The 25800-nt window shown below is 61.1% G+C and carries 21 protein-coding genes and 2 rRNA genes (1 of these 23 running past the window's edge); 10 read left to right on the top strand and 13 right to left on the bottom strand.

Annotated features, from left to right (window positions below):
- The 3 genes from N008_RS06900 to N008_RS22660 form a co-directional block, all read left to right on the top strand.
- Window positions 1–1541 (top strand): 23S ribosomal RNA (locus N008_RS06900); it begins 1374 nt to the left of the window's first position.
- Between the two features lie 96 nt (window positions 1542–1637).
- A 5S ribosomal RNA gene (gene rrf / locus N008_RS06895) occupies window positions 1638–1749 on the top strand.
- 412 nt (window positions 1750–2161) lie between these two features.
- Complete coding sequence (locus N008_RS22660) at window positions 2162–2632, top strand: carboxypeptidase regulatory-like domain-containing protein (protein ID WP_156109069.1); 471 nt, start codon at window positions 2162–2164, stop codon at window positions 2630–2632.
- Window positions 2633–2709: 77 nt separating this feature from the next.
- Here the strand turns inward: N008_RS22660 and N008_RS06890 are convergent, their stop codons facing one another.
- From N008_RS06890 to N008_RS21415, 6 genes are all read right to left on the bottom strand, one after another.
- Window positions 2710–3735, bottom strand: a complete 1026-nt coding sequence (locus tag N008_RS06890) for a hypothetical protein (protein ID WP_044014774.1) — start codon at window positions 3733–3735, stop codon at window positions 2710–2712.
- 148 nt (window positions 3736–3883) lie between these two features.
- Window positions 3884–4852, bottom strand: a complete 969-nt coding sequence (locus N008_RS06885; RefSeq protein ID WP_156109067.1) for a hypothetical protein — start codon at window positions 4850–4852, stop codon at window positions 3884–3886.
- 152 nt (window positions 4853–5004) lie between these two features.
- Entirely contained in the window at window positions 5005–5370 is a 366-nt protein-coding gene (locus N008_RS06880) for a hypothetical protein (protein WP_044014772.1), read from the bottom strand.
- Between the two features lie 124 nt (window positions 5371–5494).
- Window positions 5495–7963 (bottom strand): penicillin acylase family protein, encoded by a 2469-nt coding sequence (locus N008_RS06875; protein ID WP_044014770.1) that lies wholly within the window; start codon window positions 7961–7963, stop codon window positions 5495–5497.
- 116 nt (window positions 7964–8079) lie between these two features.
- A complete protein-coding gene (locus tag N008_RS06870; protein WP_197062964.1) occupies window positions 8080–8790 on the bottom strand; it encodes an outer membrane beta-barrel protein in 711 nt (236 codons plus the stop codon).
- 44 nt (window positions 8791–8834) lie between these two features.
- Window positions 8835–9611: a septal ring lytic transglycosylase RlpA family protein gene (locus tag N008_RS21415; RefSeq protein WP_197062963.1), complete on the bottom strand. Its 777-nt coding sequence runs from the start codon at window positions 9609–9611 to the stop codon at window positions 8835–8837.
- A 469-nt stretch (window positions 9612–10080) separates the two neighbouring features.
- On the opposite strand from N008_RS21415, the gene N008_RS06860 reads away from it, so the two are divergent.
- Entirely contained in the window at window positions 10081–10989 is a 909-nt protein-coding gene (locus N008_RS06860) for a DUF72 domain-containing protein (protein WP_044014765.1), read from the top strand.
- 124 nt (window positions 10990–11113) lie between these two features.
- Here the strand turns inward: N008_RS06860 and N008_RS23515 are convergent, their stop codons facing one another.
- Window positions 11114–11791, bottom strand: a complete 678-nt coding sequence (locus N008_RS23515; protein WP_197062962.1) for a hypothetical protein — start codon at window positions 11789–11791, stop codon at window positions 11114–11116.
- Between the two features lie 392 nt (window positions 11792–12183).
- Between N008_RS23515 and N008_RS06855 the strand changes: the two genes are divergently transcribed.
- Window positions 12184–14175, top strand: a complete 1992-nt coding sequence (locus N008_RS06855; RefSeq protein ID WP_044014763.1) for a matrixin family metalloprotease — start codon at window positions 12184–12186, stop codon at window positions 14173–14175.
- Here the strand turns inward: N008_RS06855 and N008_RS06850 are convergent.
- Both N008_RS06850 and N008_RS06845 read right to left on the bottom strand, forming a co-directional pair.
- Complete coding sequence (locus N008_RS06850) at window positions 14149–14796, bottom strand: DUF6992 family protein (protein WP_052381285.1); 648 nt, start codon at window positions 14794–14796, stop codon at window positions 14149–14151. The two genes, N008_RS06855 and N008_RS06850, sit on opposite strands and share 27 nt — an antisense overlap.
- Before the next feature lie 30 nt (window positions 14797–14826).
- A complete protein-coding gene (locus tag N008_RS06845) occupies window positions 14827–15774 on the bottom strand; it encodes a 3-oxoacyl-ACP synthase III family protein (RefSeq protein ID WP_044014761.1) in 948 nt (315 codons plus the stop codon).
- A gap of 160 nt (window positions 15775–15934) precedes the next feature.
- On the opposite strand from N008_RS06845, the gene N008_RS06840 reads away from it, so the two are divergent.
- The gene (locus N008_RS06840) at window positions 15935–16498 is read left to right on the top strand and encodes a hypothetical protein (protein ID WP_052381284.1); all 564 of its coding nucleotides are present in this window, start codon (window positions 15935–15937) and stop codon (window positions 16496–16498) included.
- A gap of 83 nt (window positions 16499–16581) precedes the next feature.
- Here the strand turns inward: N008_RS06840 and N008_RS06835 are convergent, their stop codons facing one another.
- Window positions 16582–17721 carry a DUF3667 domain-containing protein gene (locus tag N008_RS06835; RefSeq protein ID WP_044014759.1) on the bottom strand — a complete coding sequence of 380 codons (1140 nt, stop codon included), beginning with the start codon at window positions 17719–17721 and terminating at the stop codon, window positions 16582–16584.
- Between the two features lie 424 nt (window positions 17722–18145).
- Here N008_RS06835 and N008_RS06830 point away from each other — a divergent pair, with 424 nt between their 5' ends.
- Complete coding sequence (locus N008_RS06830) at window positions 18146–19774, top strand: PA14 domain-containing protein (protein WP_044014757.1); 1629 nt, start codon at window positions 18146–18148, stop codon at window positions 19772–19774.
- Window positions 19775–19867: 93 nt separating this feature from the next.
- On the opposite strand, the gene N008_RS06825 is transcribed toward N008_RS06830, so the two are convergent.
- The gene (locus tag N008_RS06825; protein WP_044014755.1) at window positions 19868–20581 is read right to left on the bottom strand and encodes a head GIN domain-containing protein; all 714 of its coding nucleotides are present in this window, start codon (window positions 20579–20581) and stop codon (window positions 19868–19870) included.
- A 278-nt stretch (window positions 20582–20859) separates the two neighbouring features.
- Between N008_RS06825 and N008_RS06820 the strand changes: the two genes are divergently transcribed.
- Window positions 20860–21330, top strand: coding sequence for a nuclear transport factor 2 family protein (locus tag N008_RS06820; RefSeq protein ID WP_044014753.1), 471 nt, complete (start codon window positions 20860–20862; stop codon window positions 21328–21330).
- Window positions 21331–21528: 198 nt separating this feature from the next.
- On the opposite strand, the gene N008_RS06815 is transcribed toward N008_RS06820, so the two are convergent.
- The gene (locus N008_RS06815) at window positions 21529–23583 is read right to left on the bottom strand and encodes a M13 family metallopeptidase (protein ID WP_044014752.1); all 2055 of its coding nucleotides are present in this window, start codon (window positions 23581–23583) and stop codon (window positions 21529–21531) included.
- Between the two features lie 72 nt (window positions 23584–23655).
- On the opposite strand from N008_RS06815, the gene N008_RS06810 reads away from it, so the two are divergent.
- Both N008_RS06810 and arfB read left to right on the top strand, forming a co-directional pair.
- The gene (locus tag N008_RS06810; RefSeq protein WP_044014750.1) at window positions 23656–24093 is read left to right on the top strand and encodes a hypothetical protein; all 438 of its coding nucleotides are present in this window, start codon (window positions 23656–23658) and stop codon (window positions 24091–24093) included.
- A gap of 188 nt (window positions 24094–24281) precedes the next feature.
- Window positions 24282–24689 (top strand): alternative ribosome rescue aminoacyl-tRNA hydrolase ArfB, encoded by a 408-nt coding sequence (arfB, locus tag N008_RS06805; protein ID WP_044014748.1) that lies wholly within the window; start codon window positions 24282–24284, stop codon window positions 24687–24689.
- A 147-nt stretch (window positions 24690–24836) separates the two neighbouring features.
- On the opposite strand, the gene N008_RS06800 is transcribed toward arfB, so the two are convergent.
- Window positions 24837–25754 carry a CorA family divalent cation transporter gene (locus N008_RS06800; protein ID WP_044014746.1) on the bottom strand — a complete coding sequence of 306 codons (918 nt, stop codon included), beginning with the start codon at window positions 25752–25754 and terminating at the stop codon, window positions 24837–24839.
- Window positions 25755–25800: the final 46 nt, after the last annotated feature.

Here is a 25800-nt window from a genome sequence, read left to right as displayed (position 1 = left end):
GCAGGGTTAGTCGGGACCTAAGGCTACGCCGAGAGGCTACGTCGATGGACAGCGGGTTGATATTCCCGCACCTAGGATTTGGAGTGATGCAGTGACGCAGAAGTGAAAGTACCGCGGGCGGACGGAAGTGCCCGTTAAAGTGCGTAGGTATAAGTCGGGTAGTTAAGTACGCCCTTCTTGCTGAACCATGATAGTACTCTACGGCCTCGGCCACGGAGATAGTGTACCTAATCAGACTGCCAAGAAAACCTGCTAAGCGTTTACTGAATTCTAGCCCGTACCGCAAACCGACACAGGTAGTCAAGGAGAGCATCCTGAGGCGCTCGAGTGAATCACGGCCAAGGAACTCGGCAAAATGGACCTGTAACTTCGGGAGAAGGGTCGCTTCCTCGTTGCAAGACGAGAAGCCGCAGTGAAAAGGCCCAGGCGACTGTTTAACAAAAACACATGACTTTGCGAACGCGCAAGCGGAAGTATAAGGTCTGACACCTGCCCGGTGCCGGAAGGTTAAGAGGGGAACTTAGTGGCGCAAGCTGCGAAGGTTTGAATCGAAGCCCCGGTAAACGGCGGCCGTAACTATAACGGTCCTAAGGTAGCGAAATTCCTTGTCGGGTAAGTTCCGACCTGCACGAATGGTGTAACGATCTGGGCGCTGTCTCAGCCGTGAGCTCGGTGAAATTGTAGTCTCGGTGAAGATGCCGAGTACCCGCCACGGGACGGAAAGACCCCGTGCACCTTTACTATAGGTTGACATTGACGCTGGGTAACACATGTGTAGCATAGGTGGGAGACGTTGAGCCAGGGCCGCTAGGTTTTGGGGAGTCGCCGTTGAAATACCACCCTTGTGTTGCTTGGTGCCTAATCTGGCAACGGAGACAGTGTCTGCTGGGTAGTTTGACTGGGGTGGTCGCCTCCAAAAGAGTATCGGAGGCTTTCAAAGGTCCGCTCAATCCGCTTGGTAACCGGATGTAGAGCGCAATAGCAGAAGCGGGCTTGACTGTGAGGCCTACAAGCCGAGCAGGGTCGAAAGACGGATATAGTGATCCGGTGGTTCCGCATGGAAGGGCCATCGCTCAAAGGATAAAAGGTACGCCGGGGATAACAGGCTGATCTCCCCCAAGAGCTCATATCGACGGGGAGGTTTGGCACCTCGATGTCGGCTCGTCACGTCCTGGGGCTGGAGAAGGTCCCAAGGGTTCGGCTGTTCGCCGATTAAAGTGGCACGCGAGCTGGGTTCAGAACGTCGTGAGACAGTTCGGTCCCTATCTGTGGTGGGCGTTGGAGATTTGACAGGACCTGACTTTAGTACGAGAGGACCGAGTTGGACCAGCCGCTCGTGCACCGGTTGTGACGCCAGTTGCAGCGCCGGGTAGCGACGCTGGGATGAGATAAGCGCTGAAAGCATCTAAGTGCGAAACTCACCTGAAGATGAGATCTCCTATATAGGAAGAGTCGTCGTAGACCACGACGTAGATAGGCGGTAGGTGTAGAGGCCGAAATGCCACAGCCGAGCCGTACTAAGGACTCGAACGCTTTGCTTGACAATGCTCGGAATTTGCTTCTTTAGTTTTCTCTTTTGTCCTTACGTCAACGGTTTTGTTGGCAGCTCACCTTGAACACAGAGCTGCCGCCCCAGTAATGGTGGCTTTAGCCCGGGTGTTCACCTCTTCCCATTCCGAACAGAGTCGTTAAGCCCCGGAGCGCCTATGGTACTGCCTTCATCGGTGGGAGAGTCGGTCGCCGCCAACCTTACTGCATTGCCCGTTGCCCCCGTGCCGCCCCCTCCCGGGGCCTGGCGCGGGGGCAACGGCGTTTATAAGCGTTGCCCAGAATGAACAGCAGCGCTATGATTTATACTTCGTGATGCAATGCGTGCCTATGTCTGTTGCAAGAGTCACAGACGTGCAGGAGTCCACTATACGATCATGCACGCTATCATTGTAGAGTAGAATATAGCTGGCCGTACGGCGTATAGATGCCTCGTTCTCTATTTAAACAAACTTTTCAGGGTTTAATGAAAATAGATTGTTCAAAATATTAACAGAATAGTAACAATATAGTATTATTGTATATTCTTTCTCGCCCCCTGATTGCATGGCTATTATGATTGCAGTGTGAGCATTGTGGCATGTAGCGCTTGGTGGCGTTAGGAGAGACTTTCATGGATTTTTCCTTATATCTTTTGGTCATGCTTCGTTTATCGGCTCGCGCTTACCGTTCAAGTACTGCTTTGAGCATTTTTTGCTGTTGCACATTAGCCCTTGCTGTAAGCCTTTGTGGCATCAATTACAGCGAGGCTGCTGGCTTTGCAACGAGCGTGAGCGAACCTACGGAAGCTGTTGCAGCGGCTACCGTACGTGGACGAGTGCTGAACGAGGTGGGCAAGCCAATCACAGGGGCAACCGTGTTGTGGAAAGGAAGTCCATATGGCGTCACAACGGACTCGCAAGGCAACTATCAACTGCCACTGGCCGCCGGACATACGGTGGTTCAGTTTAGCTACGCTGGCTACGTCAACGAAGAGGTGCAGGTACGGGGGGCAGGAATACAAAATATAACCCTGCTTCCTGCCGAGCCGAATGAGCCTGCATCTGGGATGCGCGAAAAGAGGCTGTTGCGCAGCTTAAAATAGGCTACCTGCCTGCATGGGTTGATATAACAGAAACGCGGCTGCTATGGCCGCGTTTTCTGTTTATATCAACCCTAAGGTTACTGGTACTGGATGTACAGAGGCTTGGGATTCAACTCTGCCAACACTTCCTTGGGAGTCATCAAGTGAGAGTTTTTGGGCTTGATGTCGTACTCATAGAACAGCTTGAAGCCAGTGTACTGGACAGGCTGCTTCTCGATATACGCTCTGTAGGAGTCCTTTTTAAGCGTAGGGTCGCCCCAGCCATCCATGTGCATGACAACCTGGACGCGTGGGTCCAGCTTGATGTTCTTGTAGTTGGTAACCATGCCCTGGGTGAAGCGGTGCACCGTCAGGACTTTGGGGGGGAGCTTGTTTTCGCTGACGATGCGGGCCAGGAAGTTGATGGCGTAGTTGACATCCTTGGCATCGTAGGTGCCGATTTTCTTGCCGGGGCGCACACCTTTAGTGGCCATGGCAAACTCGGGGTCGATGCCCATGTGGACGATCGGGTCTTTGAGGTAGGGCTCCAGCTTGTGCAGCTCGTGCTCCAGGTCGCTCAGGCCCACCTGCACGTCCAGGAAGATGATGCAGTTGTTATCCTTGGCCCATTTGATGGTTTCCTCGATGGTAGCCTTGGAGTTCATCAGGCGGTACTTGCCATCTTTGCCGGCATCGGCCTGGGCGGTGATGGTGACGCTGTGCAGCGCGGGCTGGATAGGCAGGCCGGGCTCGGCTTCCTGCCATTCCTTTTGCACCTTCCGGAACTTGGCCAACATCTGTTCTTTGGGCTCGCGGCCCAAAATGCCCATGCCTTTTGAGCGGATGTTGCCGTAGAACGCCACAATGCGGTGGCCGGGCAGGATGGCGCCGGGCAACTGACCGTTTTTCTTGGCAATCGAATCAGCCAGCAGCGAATCGCGGCGCATGGCCTGCAGCTTGAGCTGCACGGTATCCACAGCCACGGGCTGGGCGACGGTATCGGCTACAGCCGCTGGATTCTCGGAGTCGGTGCCAGAGCGGGAACCGCAACCGGGCAGCGTGGTGAGGGAAAGGGCCAGGCCCAGCGAAGTGAGCCCGAGGCTGAGGGAAGAAAAATGCCGCACTGAGAAACTTAAAAAGAGGAAGGTAGTTGCCGAAAGTTACGTTTTCCGTGGGCAGCTACCGAAACCAAGGCGGTATTTTTTGCGAAGCTAACTGCGTGTTTTATCTAGAAATATCAGTTAGCATACAGAAGAGGCTGGTTTGCCTAACCTACTGGTATTGAATATAAAGGGGAGTGGGGGTTAGGCCAGCGACTTCCTGCGGTGTCATGAGGCGCGAGTTGGTGCGGCTGTCGTTGCGGTAGAAAATTTTGAAACCGGCATATTCTACTGGCTCCCGGCGAATGAATTTGCGGTAGGAGCTGCGTTTTACGCTGGGGGTACCCCAGCCATCCATGTGCATCACAATTTGCACTCGCGGGTCGAGCCGGATTTGCTGGTAGTTGGTAACCATGTCCTGCCGGAAGCGGTGCACGACCAGCACTTTGGGCGGCAACTGGTGCTGGCTGACCACGCGGGCCAGAAACTGCCGGGCGTAATTGATGTCGCGGGCGTCAAACTCGCCTACTTCTGTGCCGGGGCGCCGGCCCGACTTCATGGAGAACTCCGGGTCGATGCCGAGATGGACGAACGGTAGGCGCAGGTATTTCTCAAGCTGCGGCAGCTCTTGCGGCAAGGTGCTCAGGCCTACTTGTACATCCAGAAACACCAGCGCCTTGTGCTCCTGGCCCCAGCGGATGACGCGCCGGATGGTGCTATCGGGCAGCGACAGCCGGTACATGCCATCTGCTCCAGAGTCTCGCTGGGCAATGATGGCCGTCATGTGCAGGGCAGGGCGTACAGGTATTGAATCAGCCTGTTGCCACTCGGCTGCCTGTTGCTGCAGACGCAGCAGCATCTGGTCTTTGGGCAGTGCCCCAAGAATGCCCATGCCTTTGTGTAGTGGATTGCCATAGAAAGCCACAATGCGCTGGCTGGGCAGGATGGCGCCAGGCAGCCGGCCATCGGTGCGGCTGATGGAGTCGGCGCGGAGCGAATCGAGGCGGAGGTTGCGCGGCTGCGGACGTGTCTGGGCTGCGTGTGAATTGCCTCGGGGTGGAGCTGGTTCGCAGCCAGCCACTGACGCCGCCAGCAGCGGCAATGCCAGAACGCCGCAGAAGAGGCGGGCGTTTGAAATCAATACTTCCAACAGAAAACTTCCAGGTACAACATCCGCCGCCTTGCCTAATGGACAAGCCCTCCACCACGGCGCTGCTGCAGGTAGAGGAAATCAGGTAACACGCCTACGGAAGTTAAGTTGCATAGGATGCCATATTTGACACGGGCAGCCACTCAGGCGATAGGGCGGGGTCGGACGGCCTGCCGGGCCCAGCTGCCGGCCAGTGCTGCCAGCCCACCTACCAGCCCGCCTACTATAGCCGTAACCAGCAACAGTGCCCCGGCCGAGCCACCCAGTGGCAGCAACTGCGCCACCCGCTGCGCCAGTATATGATGGTTTTGCAGGCTAAGCCAGCCGGCCAGCCCCAGCCAGCCCAGCCCAATGCCCAGGAAGCCGGTCCCAAACGCCGGCCCGGGTGTAGCAGCCGAAAAGAACGCCAGCCCCATACACAGCGGCGTAATCACCCACCAAGGCAGGAACAGCTGGGCCACGGTGGCCAGGGCCAGAATCATCAGGAACAGGAGCAGCGCAGGTTTCATGGGGGTTAATGGAGGGCAGGCAGCAGGGCGATGGGCGCCGCGGCTAACCGATGAGTTGGCAGGAAAATAGAGTGGCCGCCTGATATGCGGCAGTGAATCCCAGCAAGGATAGAGCTGGGCGGCCTTAGCGCTCCAGCGTCCAAGCGGCTCGGACACGCGGGTTGGGCTCGGTGGCCGAGCGCAGGAAAATCAGCTCATTGAGCTGACCCACGCGCCAGGTTTCCAGCATATCGTCGTAGGCGACGGAGCCGGGGTTTCCGCTTTGCCCGCCCGGAAACACGCCGTAGGCCTTCACGCGCGGGCCCAGCGCCACCACCATGCGCCACGAAGGGCCAGTGCGCTCGGTGGTGGCATTCACGATGCCCGCACCGCCGCCACAGTCTAGGTCCATGTGCCCGAAGCCGGGAATCTGGAGCATGTGCAGGATGTCGGTGCTTTTTTGGTTTTTCCAGGCCCAGCGCGGGCCCAGCGGGCCGTATTTGCGGGTCAGCGAGTCGGTGGCGAAGCGCAGGCTGCGGCGCACCAGCTGCGGCAGGGTCTCGCGCTGCGGCGTGCGTTGGTCGTCGATCCAGCGGCTGTTGGCTTCGCGCAGGATGAGGGTTTTGGTTCGGTCGCGGGCGGGCATGCGCATCTCCAGGCCGGTGGCTTTCAGCCCGAAATCGTCGGACCAGATGCGCTTCACGAGGTTGCCGTACCACAGCTCGTACACGCTGGGCGCCAGGGCGTCGGCGGTATAATGGTAGTTCCAGCGGCGCAGCTCGGCCAACACGCGGGCCTCGGGTGAGCTGGCCGCAACCAGCGTATCGGCGTTGGCGGGGCCGGCGGCCAGCTGCAGCAGGCGGGGCAGCAGCAACTGGGCCGTCAGGTTGAGGTTGTCGTTTTGCAGCATCCGCAGGCTGTCGGGCGTAACCTGGCGCATGCCGGCCAGCCGCTCGTTGATGCGGTGGGCGCGGTCGTAACTGCCGTCGCCGTAGTTCCAGTTGAGGTAGTAAGGGTAATCGGGGCCGGTGGAAAACTGGTTGGCCGACGACACAAACTGCCGCGGCGGGTTTAGCACGTGCGGGTTCTGGGCGGCCGGAATCCAGCCCTGCCAGTCGTAGGCCGGGTCGGTGCCATCGAGGATGAACTTGCCCTGCTCGCGCCACTTCAGCGGAAAGCGGCCGTTGGGCCAGATGGCAATGTCCTTGTCGGCGCTGGCGAAAATGAAGTTCTGGGCCGGCGAGCCGTAGGTGCTGAGCGCGGCCGTGTAGTCCTGGTAGTTGCGGGCGCGGTTGAGGCGGTAGAAGGTCTGGTACTCGTTGGCGGCATCGTGGGCGGTCCAGCGCATGGCGTGGGCTACGGGCGCGTGGCCCGCAAGGAAGGGCTTCTCCGGCTTATCGTACACGATGGGGCCGTGGTGGGTGTAGAGCACTGTGTCGAGGCGGTCGGGCTGGCCGTGCACCGTAATGCGCTCCACCACCCGCCGGATAGGTTTCCAGCGGCCATCGTGCCAGTACTCGCGCCGCGTGCTATCCTTGAACTTCAGCTGGTACCAGTCGAGCACGTCGGCGGCCACGTTGGTCACGCCCCAGGCCACCTGCTCGTTGAAGCCGATGATGACCGTGGGCGTGCCCGGAATGCTCACGCCGTACACGTTTAGGCCGGGCGCGGCCAGCTGCACTTGGTACCAGATGCTGGGCAGGTTGAGCTGCAGGTGCGGGTCGTTGGCCAGCAGCGGAAAGCCCGAGGCCGACTTGGCCCCGCTCACCGCGAAGTTGTTGGAGCCCAACTCCGGGTCGGGCTCGTTCTGCGGCACCTTGCCCGACATGGCCGCCAGAAAGCCCGGCGGCGTGGACGGAACTGGCAGAGGCGTAAAGTCGAGCGGCGTGCCCACGGGCACGATGGGATCTTCCTGCACCGGGTAATCCGGAAACAGGTCCTTGATGACGGCCGGGCCGTAGCGGGCCAGCGCGTTGCTCATGCGCAGGTCGTCGGAGCGGCCGCTCAGATCGAAAGCCATGTATTTCAGAATCAGGGCACTTTTCAGCGGCTCCCAGGGCTCGGGCTGGTAGTCGAGCAGCTTGTACTCAAAGGGCAGCGTTTGGGGCGTGAGGCTGCCGATGTAGGCGTTAGCCCCGTCGGCGTAGGATGTCAGCACGGTGCGGGTCACCGGGTCGGTCATGGCCGAGTCCAGGGAGCGGCGGGCGCCAAACGGCAGGCCCATGCGCCGGAAAAACCGGTCGGTTTCCAGCCGGGCGGGCCCCACAATCTCCGACAGGCGCCCGGCGGCCACGTGGGCAATGAAATCCATCTGCCAGAGCCGGTCGCGGGCCGTGAGGTAGCCCTGCGCGTAGTACAGGTCGTGGTCGTTTTGGGCGAAGATGTGGGGCACGTGCCGGTCGTCGAAGCGGACCTGCACGGGCTGGCGCAGGCCCGGCAGGCGCAGCGTCTGGAGGGCGGCGGGCGCAGCGGCGGGCTCAGCATTGCGCCAGAACCCGCGGAAGGGGCTCAGGAACTTGCCGAACGGCGGCACGTCGCCCTGCCGGGTGTTGAGCACCCACGTCAGCGAAACACTGACGAGCAGCGCCAGAACAGGTTTGATAATACGCAGCATAGCAGGCAGTCCGGATAGTCTCAGTCTCGTGCCACAACATCCGACAAAAAAACGCGGCGCGCAAACCAACTGGGGGTTTGCGCGCCGCGCTGTGCAGGCAGTAAGCTTCGGCAAGCTTACTTGGCCGCCGTGCCTTTTGAGGGCAGGAACACGGCAAAGCCGGCCGAAACGTTGAGGGCGCCGGCACTGTCGTAGTCACCGTATCCGTACCGGTTATAGCTGGCTACTACTTCTAATGCTGCGCCCGGTGTCAGGAAATAGTTGTAGCCCAGGCCAGCACCGAAGATGGTGGAAGTATCGTTGCTGCGCTGATCTTCTTTGGTGGCAACCATCTGTCCACCGGAGCCTATGTACATACCCTCCGACTGGTACCGGTAACTACCACGTGCAATGCCTGCCTGCAAGTGCCCGAAAAAACGATGCGCACCCGAGCCCGGCAGATAATAGCGCGCAAATGGCGCCAAGCCTACCTCTACCTCGCGACGCGTGCTTTTTTGAAAGGTGGTTTCAAAATGACCGCGTGAGTAGCTGATCGGCAGGCCAGCTCCCAGCAGAAAATTGTTGCCCACGAATACCCCTGCTGAAGGCGTCAGGGTTGCCGAAAAACTGTTGTTCTTGTCGCTGCGGCTGTAGCTCAGGTTGCCCACGTTGGCCCCGATGTAGCGGGCGCCTTTTTCGGTCTGGGCAAATGCCGAGGAGGCCAGCGCGCAGCCCAGGCCGAGGAGGAATAGGTTTTTCATTGAATGAAAACAGATAAAAAAGGAGGATAGAACCGTCAGGAAGAGGCCAGACGTCGGCCAAAGGTTGCACAAAAAAGAGCTGCCCACACAACGTGCCGGCACCTCTCCTTCTATATCAGGCAGATAATTTTTTACAGATTCTCGCTCTGCCGCACCAAACCGGCAATGCCCCATCCCTGCAGGCGCAGACGCACCCGGTCGGCCTCGGCGCGGTCCTGGAAGCCGCCCACCAGCACGCGGCTGACGGGTTTGCCTTCCTTGGTGCCGGCGGCCATCGTCACGGCCAGCGTGCGGTCCAGGGCCATGATCTTGTCGAGCACGGCCTGGGCGTTGCGCGTATCGCCGAAGGTGCCAGCCTGCACCACGAAAGTAGGCTTGGGCTCGGCCACCACTACTACGTCGGCAGCTTCGGTTGCGCCGGGCAGGATGGTGGTGGTGGCGGTAAGGGTATTCAGCGAGTCAGACGCCAGGGTGGCGAGGTCCTCGGGAGCATCGTTGGGGCCGAGGGGAGTGGTGGCCGGTACTACTTCGGCTACTACGCTCACGGCGCCGTGCTGCACGATGCCCAGCGGGCGGGCGGCAATTTCAGCCAGATCCAGAATGCGCTGGTGGCGGAACGGGCCGCGGTCGGTAACCCGCACTACCACGGCCTGGCCGGTGGTGGGGTTCGTGACGCGCAGGCGGGTGCCGAAGGGCAGGGTTTTGTGGGCGCAGGTGTACTGGTTGCGGTCGAACCGCTCGCCGTTGCTGGTGCGGTGGCCCTGGTGCTCCCGACCATACCATGAGGCGCGGCCCCGCAGCACAGTGGCGCGGCGGGCGGCGGTAGCGGGCGTTTTGTCGTCGTCGGCACGCCCGAGGGCGTAGGAGGCCGGTGCAAAGCCGGTCAGCAGCACCAGAACGAGGGACATCAGCCAGCCCATGGTAGGTAGTCGTAGAGTAACCGTCATCAGTACGCGGCGTTGGTGAACACGACAAATCTAAAATTGCTGACCAAACTCCGACCTGATTCCCAAGTGCGTTAGTATGGTGGAGATGATTAAAATTGTCTTTTTTCTACAAAATTTGCATTTAATTTATCGCTGCCAGAAAGGGTCAAATAGGGTTTTGTGTTTCCTGAAGGGTGATTTTGTATTATAATAGGAAGGCTGGCATGTGGGCATTAAAATGAGACTATGCGCCGGTCAAAAAATATTGGATATCGAAGGCCGGACGCCTTTCCGGGCTGGTTGCAAAAGTCCCGGAATTTCACTAAGGGTGTAGGCGACGGCGCAGGGCCAGATAAGTGTTGATGAACGTGTTACGAACCGCCACCGAAAAACCGGCTGGCAGCAGGGGGCGGAATTAGGCGCGGCGCGGCATTTTGCCGTATGTTGCCGTATGGATTTCGGCCGACTTTCTGACTTACGCTACGTTGACTTCCGGCTCCCTTCGGACCACCCCGATACGGCCGCGCTGCTGGCCCGGGTGCCGGCCCCCACCAGCCCCGGCCTCTACGTCGGCTGCCCCATCTGGACCAATAAGGCCTGGCTGGGCTCCTACTTCCCGGCCGGCATCCGCGAGGCCGACTACCTGCACCACTACGGCCGACAGTTCAACAGCCTGGAACTGAACACCACCCACTACCGCATCCCCGAGGCGCCCACCGTGCGCAAATGGCGCGACGCCGTGCCGCCGGGCTTTCGGTTCTGCCCCAAGCTGCCCCAGATCATCAGCCACGACCGGGCCTTATATAATGTCGACGACCTGACCACCACGTTCTGCCGGTCCATTGTGGAGCTGCAGGACCGGCTGGGCTGGTGCTTTCTGCAACTGCCGCCCACCTTCGGCCCCGAGCACCTGAGCCGGCTGGAGCGCTACCTGCTCGACTTTCCGGCCGACGTGCCGCTGGCCGTAGAGCTGCGCCACCCGGCCTGGTTTGCCGATTCCGTGGCGTTTGCCGCCGTGGCCGCCATGCTGGAAGCGCTGGGCAAAACGCTGGTGATAAGCGACGTGGCCGGCCGCCGTGACGTGCTGCACATGCGCCTGACCACGCCCACCGCCTTTATCCGCTTCAACGGCCACGGCCTGGTGGCCTCTGACTACCAGCGCGCCGACGCCTGGGCCGAGCGCATTGCGGGGTGGCTGCAGCAGGGCCTGCAGACCGTGTATTTCTTCGTGCACCAGAAGGATATCATGCACACGCCCCTCTGGACGCAGCACTTCCTGGGCCGCCTGCACACGCTCACGGGACTGGGCGTCAATCCGCCCCGCATCATCCCGCAGGCGGTCCAGGGCAGCCTGTTTTAAGCGTAGACACAGGCTACTCAAGCTAGTGCATGCCCGATTCCTGAGTAATTTTAGTTCTGCAACAACTGGGAATCTAGCAGAATTTTGCAGTCTTGTCGAATAGCCTAAAACAGTTGGGTTTACCTTATTTAACTAAGCTTAAGCGAAGCCCTATTTCCGTTTCAAAGCCAAGTTTTCGGCGTGTTTGTAAGGTAATGGTTGCCTCGTTGTATCCTCTTACACGATGATTGTTAACCCCTACTCCTGCAAAGGCGTCGAGCAAGCCGTGGCCTCCTAAGCGCCGCTGCAGCCCCCAGATTCCCATGATTGCAGTTTGCTTATATCCTATCCTTACAGCATCGGTATTAGGTTGAAGTACCCAGATGGAGGTAGTAGGCACATGTAGTGCTACGTAGTTACCCACGAACTGGCCAGCCGCTCGGCCCCTCGCTGCACGCTTTGCCTGATGGTAGTAATAGCGTACACCTGCGTCGAGGCCAATTCCGCGGAACACGGGAGTTTTGCTATAGCTTAAGTGTTCAGGACGTAGCACCTGTATTCCGGTAAAAGCGTTGCCATATAAGCTCCAGTTAGATGCTACTACATGTTCTGCCCCTAGCACTAAAGGCAGCGACAGCCCCCCGGAACCACCCCAATCGAATCCTCGTGTCAGGCCCGTTCCGAATTTAAGCAGAGTGCTGTGTGAAGCAGTTACTTCAGAAGCAACCCCAGAAGGCACTACGGCTTGCTCTTGGGCCTTACATGTCACACTGATCAGTAGAGTAGCCAGTAGCATAGCTGGTTGAGCATAGAAAGAAGGCATAGGGAGTAGCGTTAATAAAATAAGAGAAAATGGAACGAAAATCTTATCGACAACTATTGAGCCAAATCGGTGCTTGAAGCCTGCGAATCACGGGTCAACATGGATTCGGGTGAGGCTGGCTGTCTGGCGTTCAAAGCAGCAAAACGGACGAGTGAGTGACACCAAAATATTTATGTCGAGCAAGGAGCATAACTTGACTACGGTAGCCCGAAGCACGTATTTGAAGTTCATGCATCAACCTGCTGACGCTTGGGAATTACTGCCTCGGCGAACCCCATCATTTCCGACTGATAGAACGGATGAAATACAATTATATAGCTGCTGTACTGCTGCTACTGGCATTATCAGCTGTTGCCCAAGTACCTAAATCATCCACAGAAACCCATTGTCTGGTGCTGCCCCTGAGTCTGGCGGAGCGGGTCGCCGCTGCGCCGCTGGTGGTAGAAGCCGAGGTGCTAAGTGCCCGCAGTTTCTGGGAAGCTGGCCACCGCCGTATCTACACGGCGCACCAGCTGCGCGTGTTCAGCGCCCTGAAAGGCGCGGCCCCCACCCAGCTAACCGTACTGACGGAAGGCGGCACCGTGGGGCTTGACCGCCATCAGCTCACCAACACGCTGCAGCTGCGCCCCGGCCAGCAGGGCGTGCTGTTTCTGGTGCCGGCCACCTTCGTCGGCACGGACGCGGAGGCCGGGGCGTGGGCGGTGTATGGCAGTGAGCAGGGCTTTTTGCCCTACGACTTGGCTACGGCCACAGTCGCCGACCTTTTCCAGCCCCTGGGCGCTATTGACGACGCCTTCTACCGACAGCTGGCGGATGCCACCGGGCAGGCGCGGCAGCTGGTGCAGCCTAACGCCGCCCTAACTGCCGCCCGGCAGCGGCTGGCAGCGCCCATAGTGGCGCGTGGGCAGGCCCCGGTAGTCAGCAGCCTGAGCCCTGCCACGGTGCCCGCCGGAACGGGCGCGGTGCTCACGCTGGCCGGCGCGGGCTTTGGCGCGACGCGGGGCGCGGGCTTCGTGGAATTCCCTAATGCCGATAACGGCGGAGCCTCCCTCGTGAAGCCCCAGGACGCCGACTACGTGAGCTGGACCGATACGCGCATTGTGGTGCGGGTGCCGGCCCTGGGCCAGCCCGCCGCCCCGGCCGGCAGCGGCCCCGTGCGCGTCACCACCAACGACCAGCAGCAGGCCACCAGCGCCACTTCGCTCACGGTGCCTTACGCCGTCAGCAACGTGCTCAGCACGCCCGGCAACCAACTGGTGCGCCCCAACCACATCAGCCAGAACGGCCGCGGCGGCTACAGCTTCCGCTTCGAAACCACTTTTGCCGCCAACACCGCCGCTACTGCCGCCTGGAACCGGGCCCTGGCCACCTGGCGCTGCAAGACCGGCATCAACTGGGACGCCGACGCGCCCCCGCGTACTAGCCGCGGAGCCGCCGAAGACGGCGAGAACAGCATCGGCTTCGACCAGGGCGGCGAGCTGCCCGCAAACGTGCTGGGCCGCATCACCAGCTACTACCGGGGCTGCTTCCGGCCCGACGGGCGGCTGGTGTTCTACGTGCAGGAAATCGATATGCAGTTTGACGACGCTACCACCTGGCAGTTCGGGCCCGCACCGGCCGTGGGCACGCAGCTGGATTTCGAGTCGGTGGTGGTGCACGAGCTGGGACACGCGCAGCAGCTGTCGCACGTGATTCTGCCGCGGGCCATCATGCACTTTGCCGTGGCGCGCGGCCAGAACACCCGCTTCCTCGCCGCCGATGACGTAACGGGCGGTCGGCTGGTGCTGCGCACGCGCAGCTTTGCGGCGCAGGGCTGTGGCCCGGCGCCTATGCTGCCGGCTCCGCTCACGGCCTTTTCGGCGGCGGCGGCTCCCACGGGTATCCTGCTGAACTGGGTTACGCGCGCCGAATGCTTTCTGAGCGGTTTTGAGGTGCAGCGCGCCCGGGGCACCGACACCACCACTTGGCAGACCTTGGCCGCCGTGCCCGCCTCGGCCGCCTACACCTACCTCGATACGCAGCCCCAAACCGGCCTGGGCTACTACCGCCTGCGCCTGCGCCGCCCCGATGGCAGCTTCGATGCCACGGCCCCGGTGCTGGCTACCACCGATGCCGCCAGTACCAGCCAACCCGTCGTGTTTCCGAACCCGACGGCGGGCCGGCCGCTGCGGCTGCAATACCCGGCCACTACCACCGGCCGCGTGCGGGCCGAGCTGTTTGATGCCGTAGGGCGGCGGGTTTCTACCGCGTTTCTGGAGTATCAGCCCGGCCTCAACCTGCTGCCGGTACCGACCGAAAGCCTAAAGGCTGGTTGGTATGTACTGCGCTACCTCGATACCGACAGCCGCACCGGCGCGCTACGGTTTGTGAAGACCGGCGAGTAGCGGCTGTCGCTGGCGGATGGGCAGCGTGAAGGCCACCGTGCCCGGCCCCACCTGCAGCCCGCTCAGCAGCGGATACAGGCGCTGAGAGGCATGGCGGTGGTGGGCCGCAAACATCAGCCCATCAAAAGCCAGCAGAAAACCGCCCTGCAGCAGCAACGACTGGCCATAGCCGCGCAGCTGCTGCTGGCGGCGGAAAGTGGGGCGCGAAGCGGCCCGCTCCCGCAGATACAGGCCGGTGGCCAGGTAGGCCACATCGAGGCCGGCGTTGAAGAGGTACAGGTTTTCGGTGCGCAGATGGGTGCGGACCAACGTGGCGCGGTCGGTGGGGGCAGCGTGCGGGCGGCGCGTGGCCCACAGCGAGCTGCCGGCCAGCGCCAGGTTCACTACGCCCCAGCCCACGTTCATCTGATGAAAGTATTTCTCGCGGCCTTCGCTGGCAAAGTAGCGCGCCCCGCTCACGCCCACGTTGCCGAGGGCCCAGCCACCCAGCACCAGCATGCCGCGTTGGTTCAGCGTGGTGCGCCGGGCCTGAAACTCGGTGGCTGGCAACGGCAGCTGCTGCGCCGCCAGTTCATTAGCTGCCAGCAGGGGCAGAGCAAGCAGAACAAGGGAGCAGCGCATCAGCAAGAGCGTTTCAGTTGACTTGATAAGTTACCGCTCCAGCAGCATAGCCCCGTAGGAATAGCCGCCTCCGAACACCGTGATGATAACCCGGTTGCCGGGCTGCAGACTCGGCCAAGTGTCGCCGAGGCCGATGGCGGCGCCGGCGCAGCCTGTGTTGCCCAGTCGCTCGATGTTGGACACGGCGCGCTCGGGGGGCAAGCCCAACTGCTGCAGCACGTTTTTGGTGATGCGCAGGTTGGCCTGGTGCGGAATCAGGTAGGTGAGGCTGTCGAGGCTCAGGTGCTGGCGCTCCAGCAGCTGGCGGGTCACGCGGGCCATGTACTGGCAGGCGTACGTGAAGACGTCGCGGCCGTGGGGCATCACGATGCCGCGCTCCACGGGCTTCAGCGTCACGGCTTCGTCGGCTTTGCCAGCCACGGCGGCGCCGCCGGTCAGCACCTCCACCACGCGCAGGTCGGTGGGAGCGAGGCGCTCCTTGGTAAGCAGCAGGGCCGAGGCACCGTCACCCCAGAGGTGGCCAGCCACTGTGTCGCTCTCGTTGTTGTAGGCGGTATTGTGCTCACTCACCACCACCACGGCGCGGCTGGCCTTGCCCATGGCAAAGTAGCCTTCCACAATCTCAATGGCGTTGAGTAGCGACGAGCACGCCGACGAAATGCTCACCACCGGAATATCGTTGATGCCCAGGTCGCGCTGCACGGCGTGGGCCAGCGTGTAGATGGTGTCGTGCGGGGTGTAGGTGGCCCCCACGATGAGGTCAAGCTCGGCGACCGGAAAGGCCTGAGCCTGGGCTAGCACGCGGCGGGTGGCCTCGATGGCCATGGTGTTGGTGTTTTCGCCGGGGCCCGCTTTGCGGCGCTCCCGAATGCCGGTGCGCTCAATGATCCAGTCGGCAGAGAGGCCGTTGAGATTGGTAAAATGCTCGTTGGTAACGACTTGCTCCGGCAGATAGGATGCCACCTGGTGAATGTACACGGATGGAAAGCGAATGAGTTGGGCCTAAAACTACGGCAATGTACGCGGTGCGGGCCCGGGCGTCCGGCAAATTAGCGGCCGTGGCCCGTACTTTGCACGGTGCTTGCGCGTTCAAACGCCCACACAGCAGGCTCCGTTCGCTTCGTCTCGTTACAAGATTATGCTATTTCGCTTTCGTCGTCGCGGCCTGCTGCCCCTGTTGGGGCTGGGCCTGCTGGCTGCCAGCCCGGCTGCCGCCCAGAAGTATCGCACGGCGGCCGGCCTGCGCCTGAGCCCGGGCCAGTACGGCATCACAGTGCAGCAGAAGTTTCTGCCCGGCGCTACCCTCGAAGGGCTGGCGCTGGCCGGCACCCGCGAAGTCAGCGCCACGGTGCTGGCCGAGCGCCACTTCGGCATCCTGGGGCCCAGCCTCAACTACTACCTCGGGGCCGGTGGCCACGTTGGCAACCACAAGGATACCGGCACGTTCGGGGGCGTGGATGGCATCGTGGGCGTGGAGTACAAAGTGGCCCTGACGCGGCTGGTCATCTCCGCCGATTTCAAGCCCAGCATCGAGTTCGGCTCCGACGACTGGGCCCGCTTCCCGACGGCCTTCTCCGTGCGCTACATCCTGATCAAAGAGAAGAAAACCGGCCTGCTCGACGGCGTATTCGGCGGCAAAGAAAAGTCGAAAGCGAAGGACAAGCCCCGCAGCTCCGGCCGCCGCGGCCTGTTCGACTGGTAGCCAATAGTGGGAGAGTTGAGTGAAAGGCACGGGGGCTGCCGTGCTACGTGTAAGCGCCGCATGGCAGCCCCCGGACCTTTTTATTAAAACATGATCAGCCCGCCTACCGCCACCAGTGTCAGGGCCAGGGCCAGCGTGAAGCCGTAGCTGACGCCCAGGAATAGGGATTTTAGTACCGTTTTCAGCCAACCTTGCTGGTAGAAGTTACGGAGTGCCAGCAAAAAGTACAGCCCCGGTATCAGCAGCAGCACGCTTTCGGCCCAGGCCATAAAGCTGAGCTTGCTCAGCAGCAGTGCCACTGCGAAGTACACAAACAGGAAGCAGTGGACGTGTACCGTGAAAATGAGGTGGCTGATGTAGTGGCGGCGCTGCCGGAAGTACACGCCCTTCAGCAACAGTGCCGCCAGCGGCATAATCAGGAAAATGAGCAGCGACAGGCCGCGCAGAATCTGGTGCATGGCCTCCTCGCTCGTGACGTGGTGCCAGCGCACGGCCCGCTTCACGCCCAGCCGGTTCCAGAAGCCGGGCACGGCACCCTTGCTACGCAGCACAGAGTCCACCTGCGCCTGCGTGATGTCATCGGGCAGCTTTGCCACCTCTTCTTCTGGAAGCTTGACGCCCATCACCGAGAGATTGAGGCCGTCGGAGGCGCTTCTGCGGGTTGTTGAGTCTGTGGTGGCCTGCGTGAGAGCCTGCGGCGGCCGGCCGGCTTTTTGGCGCTGCTGCATCAAATCCGTGAAGAGGCGCTGCAGACTGTCGCTGCGGGCCGGCGACTGCGCCTGAGCAATGTCGCGAAGCAGTTGCAGTTCCTGCTGTCGGGCCTGATCGTTGGCGGTTTCCGTCAGGGTGGCGGCCTGCCGGGCAAACAGCTGTACCGGCCGCTCACGGCCGTGCTCAGGCTTGGTAGCCGACGACAGGAGCAGGAAAAACACAAAGCTCAGAAACACATAGAGCCGCACCGGCGGTACGTAGGGCACGCGCTGGCCCTCCAGAAAGCGCCGCGTGAGCACGCCCGGCCGAAACAGCAGCAGGCCCGCCGTTCGGAATACTTTGCCATCGAAATGGAATAGTCCTTCCAGCGTCTCTTCCACCAGATGGCCAAAGGATATATTGACTTCGTGGTTTTGCTGGCCGCAGCGTGGGCAAAATTCGGCTGGCGTGTCGGCCGGAAACGAGTAGCCGCAGTTTGCGCAGGCCGGTAAGTGGGTAGCGTGGTGCGCCATAGGGAAGGGCTGGGGCCGTACCGAAGCTGCAACTGGTGGTACGTTGGCGCAAGTAAGCACTTTCGCCGGAGCAGTTGCAATGGCCACACGGCATTGGCAGACCAGCGCTGTATGGGTATCTAGCTCATATTGCAGTTGCTGCTTGGCAGGAACGCTCACAAGGTAAGGAGGATGATCTGCTCGATTTTATTCATAATGCAAAATAAAATTAGAATGTTGCAATAATGTATGTTATCCAGTATATTCACTTAAGGTAGTTGCTGTTTGCTTTCACCATCAGACCCTGAAGCACATGAATACAAGCTTTACAACTCTGCGAATAACCGGCTTTGGTTGTCTGCTAGCTTTGTGGACGGTGTTGAGCAGTGGGTCCAAGGCAACAGCCCAACCCAGCAACTGCATTGGCCAGGACCCGGGCGGTAGCTTGGCTGCCAGCGGCTTATATGCCGAGTACTACAGTGGCTACTTCGACGATGACCAGCTGTTCTTCACAAATCGGGCGGCTGGCCTGATCCGAACAGATGCGCAGGCTAATTTCCCCAACAGCGGGTTTGGCGACCTGACGACTGTGGCTGCCAATACGCTTGCGGACCCGGATGGCTTTAGTCTGCGTCAGCGCGGCAGTTTGGCCATTACCACGGCCGGCATGTATACATTTTATCTGTATTCCGACGACGCGGCCTACTTCTGGCTTGACAATGCAGCGCTAGCCAGCCCGGCTATTTCGGCGCAGGCCACCATTGCCAACGGCGGGATGCACAGTGCCTCCGTGGCGCAGCAGGCCAGCGTGTATCTGGTGGCCGGGCTGCATAACATCCTGCTACACTACGGCGAAATAGGCAGCGCCAACACGCTGATACTGGAATACGAAGGCCCCGATGCTCCTGCCCGGCAGGTAGTGCCTGCCAGCGTGTTCTGCACGGCCGTGCAGCCCGTGCGGACCCTCCCTGCCAACCTGATGTACGCCAACGATAATCAGACGGTGACTGTTGGCACCGGCACTATGTCGTCGGTGCCAACAGTGACGGGAGTAGGGGCTACGCCGCAGTTTCTGTTGGCAAATGCTGCCAGTCTGCCAGCCGGCATAAGCCTCAACGCCGCCACAGGCCAGCTGACGTTTGGCGTGAATGTGCCCACGGGCCTGTACCAGCCTAATATACTTGTGATTGGCAGCCAGGGCGCTACGTTGTTTCGGCAGGCCTACACCTTTGTAGCGGCTGTGCCGCCGGCTGCCGGCTGCGTGAGTGTCCGCCCTGACCGAGGCCCCCCAACGCAAGGGCTATACGGCGAATACTACCAAGGCTATTTTGCGGATGATCCGGCCTACTTCTCAGCGAATCGGCCTGGCCTGGTACGCCTGGAAAGCCACCTCAACTTCGATACTGATGCCAACTGGGGCGACCTGACTGCTGTGGCCACGGGCACTGCCACCGATGCCAACGAGTACAGTGCGCGCTTTCGGGGAAGTTTCACCATCAGCACATCCGGCCTGTATACGCTCTATCTCCGGTCTGATGATGGCTCCCGGCTGTGGCTTGATACCTACGCGCTGATGTCGACCCCACCCAATAACATGGCCACTATCAATAATGGGGGCATGCACCCCGACTCCACGGTAGCCGTTACGCTGCCTTTGCTCGCCGGCCAGCACGACCTGCAGATTCATTTCGGCGAAAACGGTGGGCGCAACAAGCTTGTGCTAGAATACGAAGGCCCGGATGCCCCAACGCGGCGCGTAATGCCCCCTAGCATTTTTTGCTCGGGCGGTAGTGGGCGGCCCCTTGGCGTCCGGCCAGCTGCCCGGCAGTCAAGTATGGTAGTAGCTCCCAACCCCAGCAAAGGCAGTTTTGGAGTTCGTATTGTGCAGCCACAACCGAGCTCAGGTACCCTGCATCTGCTGGATATGCAAGGCCGCCTCTGCTACCAAACCAGCCTGTTGGATGTTGCCGAGCAGCAGGTGCAGCTTCAGCTACTCAGTTTACCAGTGGGGGTGTACTTGCTGCGTCTTACTACCGAAACCGGCACCGCTACCCAGAAAGTAGTGATAGAGTAAACGGCACAGCCTGTCACCACAGAAAAGGGAGTTCCGGCTGAACAACGCTGCAGCCGGAACTCCCTTTCTCATGGTGACGAATGACGTCAAAGGTTACTCTTCGCGCACCCGGCCGGAGCCGGCAATTTTGCTGCTGACAGTGGCGCCACCGCGCATGTACACGTTGCCGGAACCGGAAATGCTGGCCTCCAGCGTGCGGCTGGCGTAGAGGCGGCTGTTACCCGAGCCGCTGATGCCGATAGTGCTAGCCTCTGTGCGCAATTCAGTGGCCAGTATGCTACCGGAACCGCTGATGCGGGCCTCGTGCTGCGGGCAGGTGCCCGCTACCTGGATTTCGCCCGAGCCCGACACGGCCGATTTCAATTCGCTGGCCGTGAGCTGGGGCAGCAGGATTTTACCCGATCCACTAACCGCCAACGAAAGCCGGGCAGCCTTCATGGCACCCTCTGCCTTAATCTGGCCGGAGCCGCTCACGCTGAGCTCTGCCACGTCCGGCATGGTCACGTACACCGTCACCGGGCCTTCGAGGTTGTCATTCGACCACAGCTTGCCATTCTGCTGCTTGGTGCTGATGCGCAGGCGGCCGCCTTCAACTACCGTTTCAATGCGGGCCAGGTCGGCAGTGGTGGCCTCCACTTCCACGCGTTGCGGACTGCCTTGCCGCAAAACTATCTTGGCCGAATTGGCCACGCCCAGGCGGGTGAAGGCCGCCACAGAGCGTACCTCGCGGTTGGGAGCAGCAAGTAGCAGGGCGGGCAGCAGCAAGGCTAACAGCAGTGTCAGGGAGGCGTAGCGTAAGAGTTTCATAAGCGGAGAAGGTTGAAAGTGAGGGGTATGTCCGGAAAGATGATTGCCGGTCTACAACAGTTGCCTGCAACCAGGCCGCCAATGAAAAATAACCCATGACCTGCCAGATAAGAGTGGGTAGTATATGCCAAGCGGGCCGTGTTGAACGGCTAAGATGCTAGGCTGCTCGTGGTGCCATCACAAAAACACCGCCTTCCCGACAGCAGGGAGGTGGTGTTTTTTGTGCAGCTTTGGGCAGTAAGTCGCGCTACACTTTCGCGCTGTCTGCTAGCCCGGCCATGCACCCGCACGAACAGCTTCTTCACCGATTCTACCAGGCTTTCCAGCGCCGCGACCACGCCGCCATGGCCGCTTGCTACCATCCCGAAGCCACCTTCGAAGATGCTGCGTTTCAGCTGCAGGGGGCCGACATCGGGAAGATGTGGCGCATGCTCTGCGAGCGGGGCAAAGACCTGCGCCTCGCCTACAACGACCTCCACGCCGACGACCACGCCGGCCGCGCCACCTGGGACGCCCGCTATACTTTCTCGCAAACCGGCCGCAAGGTGCACAACCACATCCAGGCCCGCTTCACGTTCCAGAACGGCCTCATCCTCACCCACCACGACGAGTTCAGCTTCTGGCGCTGGTCACGGCAGGCGCTGGGGCCGGTGGGGTGGCTGTTGGGCTGGTCGGGGTTTCTGCAGAACAAGGTGCGCAAGTCGGCCGCGCAGGGGCTGGCGGCGTACCGGCCGAAATTGAGTCAGTAGGAGTGCGACTTGAGGGCAGCCGGAATAAAAAGAACCCAGGATAAAAAGAACGTCATGCAGAGGCGCAGCCGAAGCATCTTGCTAGTGGAGTAAACTCATTTACCACATTGGCGAGATGCTTCGGCTGCGCCTCTGCATGACGTTCAATTATGCCGTTGCAGGACGGTCATTTACGCTTCGACTATGCCGCTGCCGCCGTTACCAGATGGTCACGCGGGCGGAGTCGGAGCGGTAGAGCTTGTCGGTGGGCTTCACGTTGAAGGCCTCGTAGAAGGCCGGCACGTCGGCGAAGGGGCCGTTGACGCGGTAGCTGGCCGGCGAGTGTACGTCGGTGAGGATGCGCTGGGCCAGCACCTCGTCGCGCTGGTGGTTTTGCCAGCCGAGGGCGTAGCCCAGGAAGTAGCGCTGCGTGGGCGTCAGGCCCCCGATTTTCTCGCCTTTCTTGTACTGCTCGGTTTTCTTGAAGGCATCGAAAGCAATGACGATGCCGCCCAAATCGGCAATGTTTTCGCCGGCTGTGGCCTTGCCGTTGATGTGCAGCGAGTCGAGTACGGTGTAGCCGTTGAACTGGCGCACGATGCCGTTTACGCGCTGCTGGAAGGCGGCGCGGTCTTTCTTGCTCCACCAGTTGCGCAGGTTGCCGTTCTCATCAAACTGGCTGCCCTCGTCGTCGAAGCCGTGGGTTAGCTCGTGGCCGATGGTGCTGGCGCCGGCATAGCCGTAGATGATGGCATCGTCGGCGTCGGCATCCTTGAGGCCCGGCACCGCGAAAATGGCGGCCGGCAACACGATTTCGTTGTTGCTGGGGTTGTAGTAGGCGTTATAGGTCTGCGGCGTCATGCTCCACTCGGTGCGGTCGACGGGCTTGCCCAGCTTATTCAGCTCGTAGCGGTAGCGCCACTGGTTGGCGCGCATCATGTTGGCGGCGTAGGAGTCGCGCTTGATGTCCAGGGCCGAGTAGTCGCGCCACTTGGCGGGGTAGCCCACCTTCGGGGTGATTTTGGTGAGCTTCACCAGGGCCTTCTGCTTGGTGGAGTCGCTCATCCAGTCCAGGGCCTGAATATGCTCGCGGAAGGAGGCCACCACGTTCGTGGTCAGCTTTTCGTAGCGGGCCTTGGTTTCGGGCGTGAAATACTCTTTCACGAACAGCTGGCCCAGGGCCTCGCCCATGGCGCTTTCCTCGTCGTCGAGCACGCGCTTCCAGCGGGGGCGCTGCTCTTTGCGGCCCTGCAGCACGGTGCCGTAGAAGCGGAAGTTCTCGTTGTCGAAGGGCGCGCTCAGGCGCTCGGCATAGGTGTGCAGCAGCTGCCACTGCAGGTAGGCGCGCCAGTCTTCCACGGGGGCCGTGCGCAGTAGGCGGGCGGCTTCGCGGTAGAACTCGGGCTGGCCCACAATCACCGTATCCACGCCGGGGATGCCGGCCTGCGTGAACCAGGTTTTCCAGTCAAGGCCGGGCGTGAGCTGGTTGAGCTGGGCCAGGGTCATCTTGTTGTAGTTGGCGTACGGGTCGCGCAGGGCTTCCAGCTTGCGCGAGGCCCCGGCCAGGGCCGTTTCCAGCTTCACCACCTGGGCGCTGTGGCGCTGGGCGGTGGCGGCGTCTTCGCCCATCAGCCCGAGCATTTTGGCCACGTGCGTGCCGTACTCCTTGCGGATGTTGGCGGTGCGGGCGTCCTTGTTGAAGTAGTAGTCGCGGTTGGGCAGGCCCAGGCCGGCCTGATACAGGTACAGCGCCATCTTCTCGCTGTTTTTGGCGTCCTGCGCCACGTAGGGCCCCACCAGCGCATTCACGTTCAGCGGAATCAGGCGGGCCATAGCGGCCTGCACGTCGGCGGGCGTGCGCAGGGCGGCCAGGCGGTCCAGCTCGGCTTTCAGCGGCGCCAAACCTTGCTTGTCGATGGCCACGGAATCCATGCCGGTGGCCCAGAAGTCGCCGATTTTCTGCTGGGTGCTGCCGGCGGCGGCGTTGGCTTTGGCAGCTTCCTGGTTGAGGGCGCGCAGGCGGGCGTACACCTCATTCTGCACTTCCTTGCCGATGCCCCAGCTGCTTTCCGAAGCCGGAATGGGGTGCTGCTTCAGCCATCCGCCGTTGGCGTACTGGAAGAAGTCATCGCCGGGGCGCACGGTGGTGTCGAGGTTAGCCTGGAGCAGGTCGGGCTGGGCGCTGCCCGATTTGGCGCCGGAGTTGCAGCCGGCCAAAGCCAGCAGCAGGGCGGGGGCGGCCAGCCAGCGGCGCGAGGAGGGAAGGAAGGTCATGGAGAAAGGGAGGTTGAAATCAATTGCGGACGCAACCTAACAGTTCTGCCAAACACCTGTTAGGTTGCAGCTATGCCGTTAAAATTTCTGCTGCTGCTCAACTTCGCGCTGGCCGCCTACCTCACGGGCCTTATCTGGACGGTGCAGCTCGTGCATTATCCCGGTTTCGCCTACGTGGCGCCCGAGAAGTTCGGGGCGTTTCATCAGCACCACACCCGCACCATGAGCTTTGTGGTGCTGGCCCCGATGGTGCTGGAGCTGGGGCTGGCCGCGTGGCTGGCCTGGCAGGGCCGCAGCGCGCTGGGCGCGGCCGGCTGGTGGGCGCTGGCGCTGGTACTGCTCATCTGGGCGGCCACGTTCTTCATCTCCGTACCGTTCCACAACCGCCTCGCCGCCGACGGCTACAGCTACGTGGCCATCGACGGGCTGGTGCGCACCAACTGGCTCCGCACCGTGGCCTGGACCTTACGAAGCGGCCTGCTGGGCTGGCTGCTCTGGAAAATATTGTAGCGCGAAGCCTTTGCTTCGCGTATCGTTGCAGAATGGCGCGGCGCAATGCTCCCAGGGTTGAAGCCCTGGGCTAGTCAGCGGAACAGCCAAAACGGAACGTAGAAACCTTCCGTAGCCCAGGGCTTCAGCCCTGGGGCGCCCGTGCCACCCCAACAGCACACATCAATAATCACCAAGCACCACAACCCATGCTGCCTGCCGCCGCCGACTTCCTGCCCGAACTTCAATTCCAGACCAGCCGCAGTAGCGGCCCCGGCGGGCAGAACGTGAACAAGGTAGAAAGCCGCGTGGAGCTGCGCTTCCGGCTGCTGGAGTCGCAGCTGCTCACCGACGAGCAGAAGCAGACGCTGCAGCAGAAACTGGCCTCCAAGATTACCTCCGAGGGCGAGTTGCTGGTGGTGGCGCAGGAAGACCGTAGCCAACTGCGTAACAAGGAAACGGCGCTGCAGAAGTTTCATGAGCTGCTCACCAAAGCCCTGCACAAGCCCAAAGCCCGCAAAGCCACCAAGCCCAGCAAAGGCGCCGTGCGCCAGCGTCTGGAGTCCAAAAAGAAGCACGCCGACAAGAAAACCAACCGCGGCCGGGTGGATTTTTAGTGCCTAGTGCTTGGTGCATAGTGCCTGGTGCATAGTGCCTGGTGCCTGGTGCCTAGTGCCTGGTGCCTAGTGCCTGGTGCCTAGTGCCTGGTGTTCTTAACGGTTGAACCAACTAAGCACTAAGCACCAGGCACTAAGCACTAAACCCTAAATCCAGCCTTTGCGCCTGAACCAGACGTAAATCCCCACCGAAATAACCACCATCGACAGGATGGAAACCGGGTAGCCCAGCTTCCAGGTCAGCTCGGGCATGTAGTTGAAGTTCATGCCGTAGATGCCGGCAATGAAGGTGAGGGGCAGGAAAAACGCCGAAAACACCGTCAGCACGCGCATGGCCTCGTTGGTGCGCTGCGACGACAGCGAGAGGTAGAGGTTCATGAGGTTGGTGGCGCCGCCGTCGAGCTGCTGGTACATGGTTTCCACCTTCACCTGCAGGTCCTGGGTGTCCTGTAGCAGCGTATCGTCCGTGACGGAGGTGGCCAGCTGCCGGCGCAGCATCGTCAGGATGTCGCGCGTGAGCAGCAGCAGCTGCTTGGCGGCGGAGGCTTTGCGCTTGAGGAAGTACAGGCCCTGCAGGGCGTTGGGCACTTCCTGCTTCAGGAAGATTTCGGCCTCGTAGTCGTCCAGCTCCCGCGTGAGCGTGAGGGCAGGCTGCATGTAGCTGTTGAGGGCGTAGCGCACCAGATGGAAGGCCACTTCGGCGGGCGTGTTGCACTCCTGGCCGGGGGCGCGGGCCACCCGTTTCAGCTCGTTCAGCACCGGGTGCGGCAGCCGGTGCACCGTAATCAGGTAGTCGGCGGCGTAGAACACGGCAATCTTGGTGCTCAGCTCCTGAATGGTGTCGGCCTCGTTGGTTTTGGGCGGGTTGAACACCCGCAGAATCACGAAGCTCAGCCCGTGGGTGGCCTCAAACTTGGGCAGGTGGGTGGGCTCCAGACAGTCGCGCACCAGCGAGTCGGGCAGGTCGTACTGCGCGGCCACGGCCTGCAGCTCGGCCACGGTGGGGCTGGTGATATCCAGCCAGGCAAAGGCGGATTCCTGGTGGGTGAGGAGGGTTTCGGTCATGGGCAGTGCGGTTGGCAACAGGTCCTCGTCGCGAAATGGAATTTCG

This window comes from Hymenobacter sp. APR13 (assembly GCF_000737515.1).
Classification (GTDB): Bacteria; Bacteroidota; Bacteroidia; order Cytophagales; family Hymenobacteraceae; genus Hymenobacter.
This window is presented reverse-complemented; position numbering and strand designations above follow the sequence as displayed.

Bases quoted from the DNA above. Each gene is read 5' to 3' on its own strand.
- N008_RS23515 (WP_197062962.1), bottom strand. From the start codon at position 11,791: ATGCCTTCTTTCTATGCTCAACCAGCTATGCTACTGGCTACTCTACTG.
- N008_RS06840 (WP_052381284.1), top strand. From the start codon at position 15,935: ATGCTATTTCGCTTTCGTCGTCGCGGCCTGCTGCCCCTGTTGGGGCTG.
- N008_RS06835 (WP_044014759.1), bottom strand. From the start codon at position 17,721: ATGGCGCACCACGCTACCCACTTACCGGCCTGCGCAAACTGCGGCTAC.
- N008_RS06825 (WP_044014755.1), bottom strand. From the start codon at position 20,581: ATGAAACTCTTACGCTACGCCTCCCTGACACTGCTGTTAGCCTTGCTG.
- arfB (WP_044014748.1), top strand. From the start codon at position 24,282: ATGCTGCCTGCCGCCGCCGACTTCCTGCCCGAACTTCAATTCCAGACC.
- N008_RS06860 (WP_044014765.1), top strand. From the start codon at position 10,081: ATGGATTTCGGCCGACTTTCTGACTTACGCTACGTTGACTTCCGGCTC.
- N008_RS06880 (WP_044014772.1), bottom strand. From the start codon at position 5,370: ATGAAACCTGCGCTGCTCCTGTTCCTGATGATTCTGGCCCTGGCCACC.
- N008_RS06800 (WP_044014746.1), bottom strand. From the start codon at position 25,754: ATGACCGAAACCCTCCTCACCCACCAGGAATCCGCCTTTGCCTGGCTG.
- N008_RS06820 (WP_044014753.1), top strand. From the start codon at position 20,860: ATGCACCCGCACGAACAGCTTCTTCACCGATTCTACCAGGCTTTCCAG.
- N008_RS21415 (WP_197062963.1), bottom strand. From the start codon at position 9,611: ATGTCCCTCGTTCTGGTGCTGCTGACCGGCTTTGCACCGGCCTCCTAC.
- N008_RS06810 (WP_044014750.1), top strand. From the start codon at position 23,656: ATGCCGTTAAAATTTCTGCTGCTGCTCAACTTCGCGCTGGCCGCCTAC.
- N008_RS06815 (WP_044014752.1), bottom strand. From the start codon at position 23,583: ATGACCTTCCTTCCCTCCTCGCGCCGCTGGCTGGCCGCCCCCGCCCTG.
- N008_RS22660 (WP_156109069.1), top strand. From the start codon at position 2,162: ATGGATTTTTCCTTATATCTTTTGGTCATGCTTCGTTTATCGGCTCGC.
- N008_RS06875 (WP_044014770.1), bottom strand. From the start codon at position 7,963: ATGCTGCGTATTATCAAACCTGTTCTGGCGCTGCTCGTCAGTGTTTCG.
- N008_RS06850 (WP_052381285.1), bottom strand. From the start codon at position 14,796: ATGCGCTGCTCCCTTGTTCTGCTTGCTCTGCCCCTGCTGGCAGCTAAT.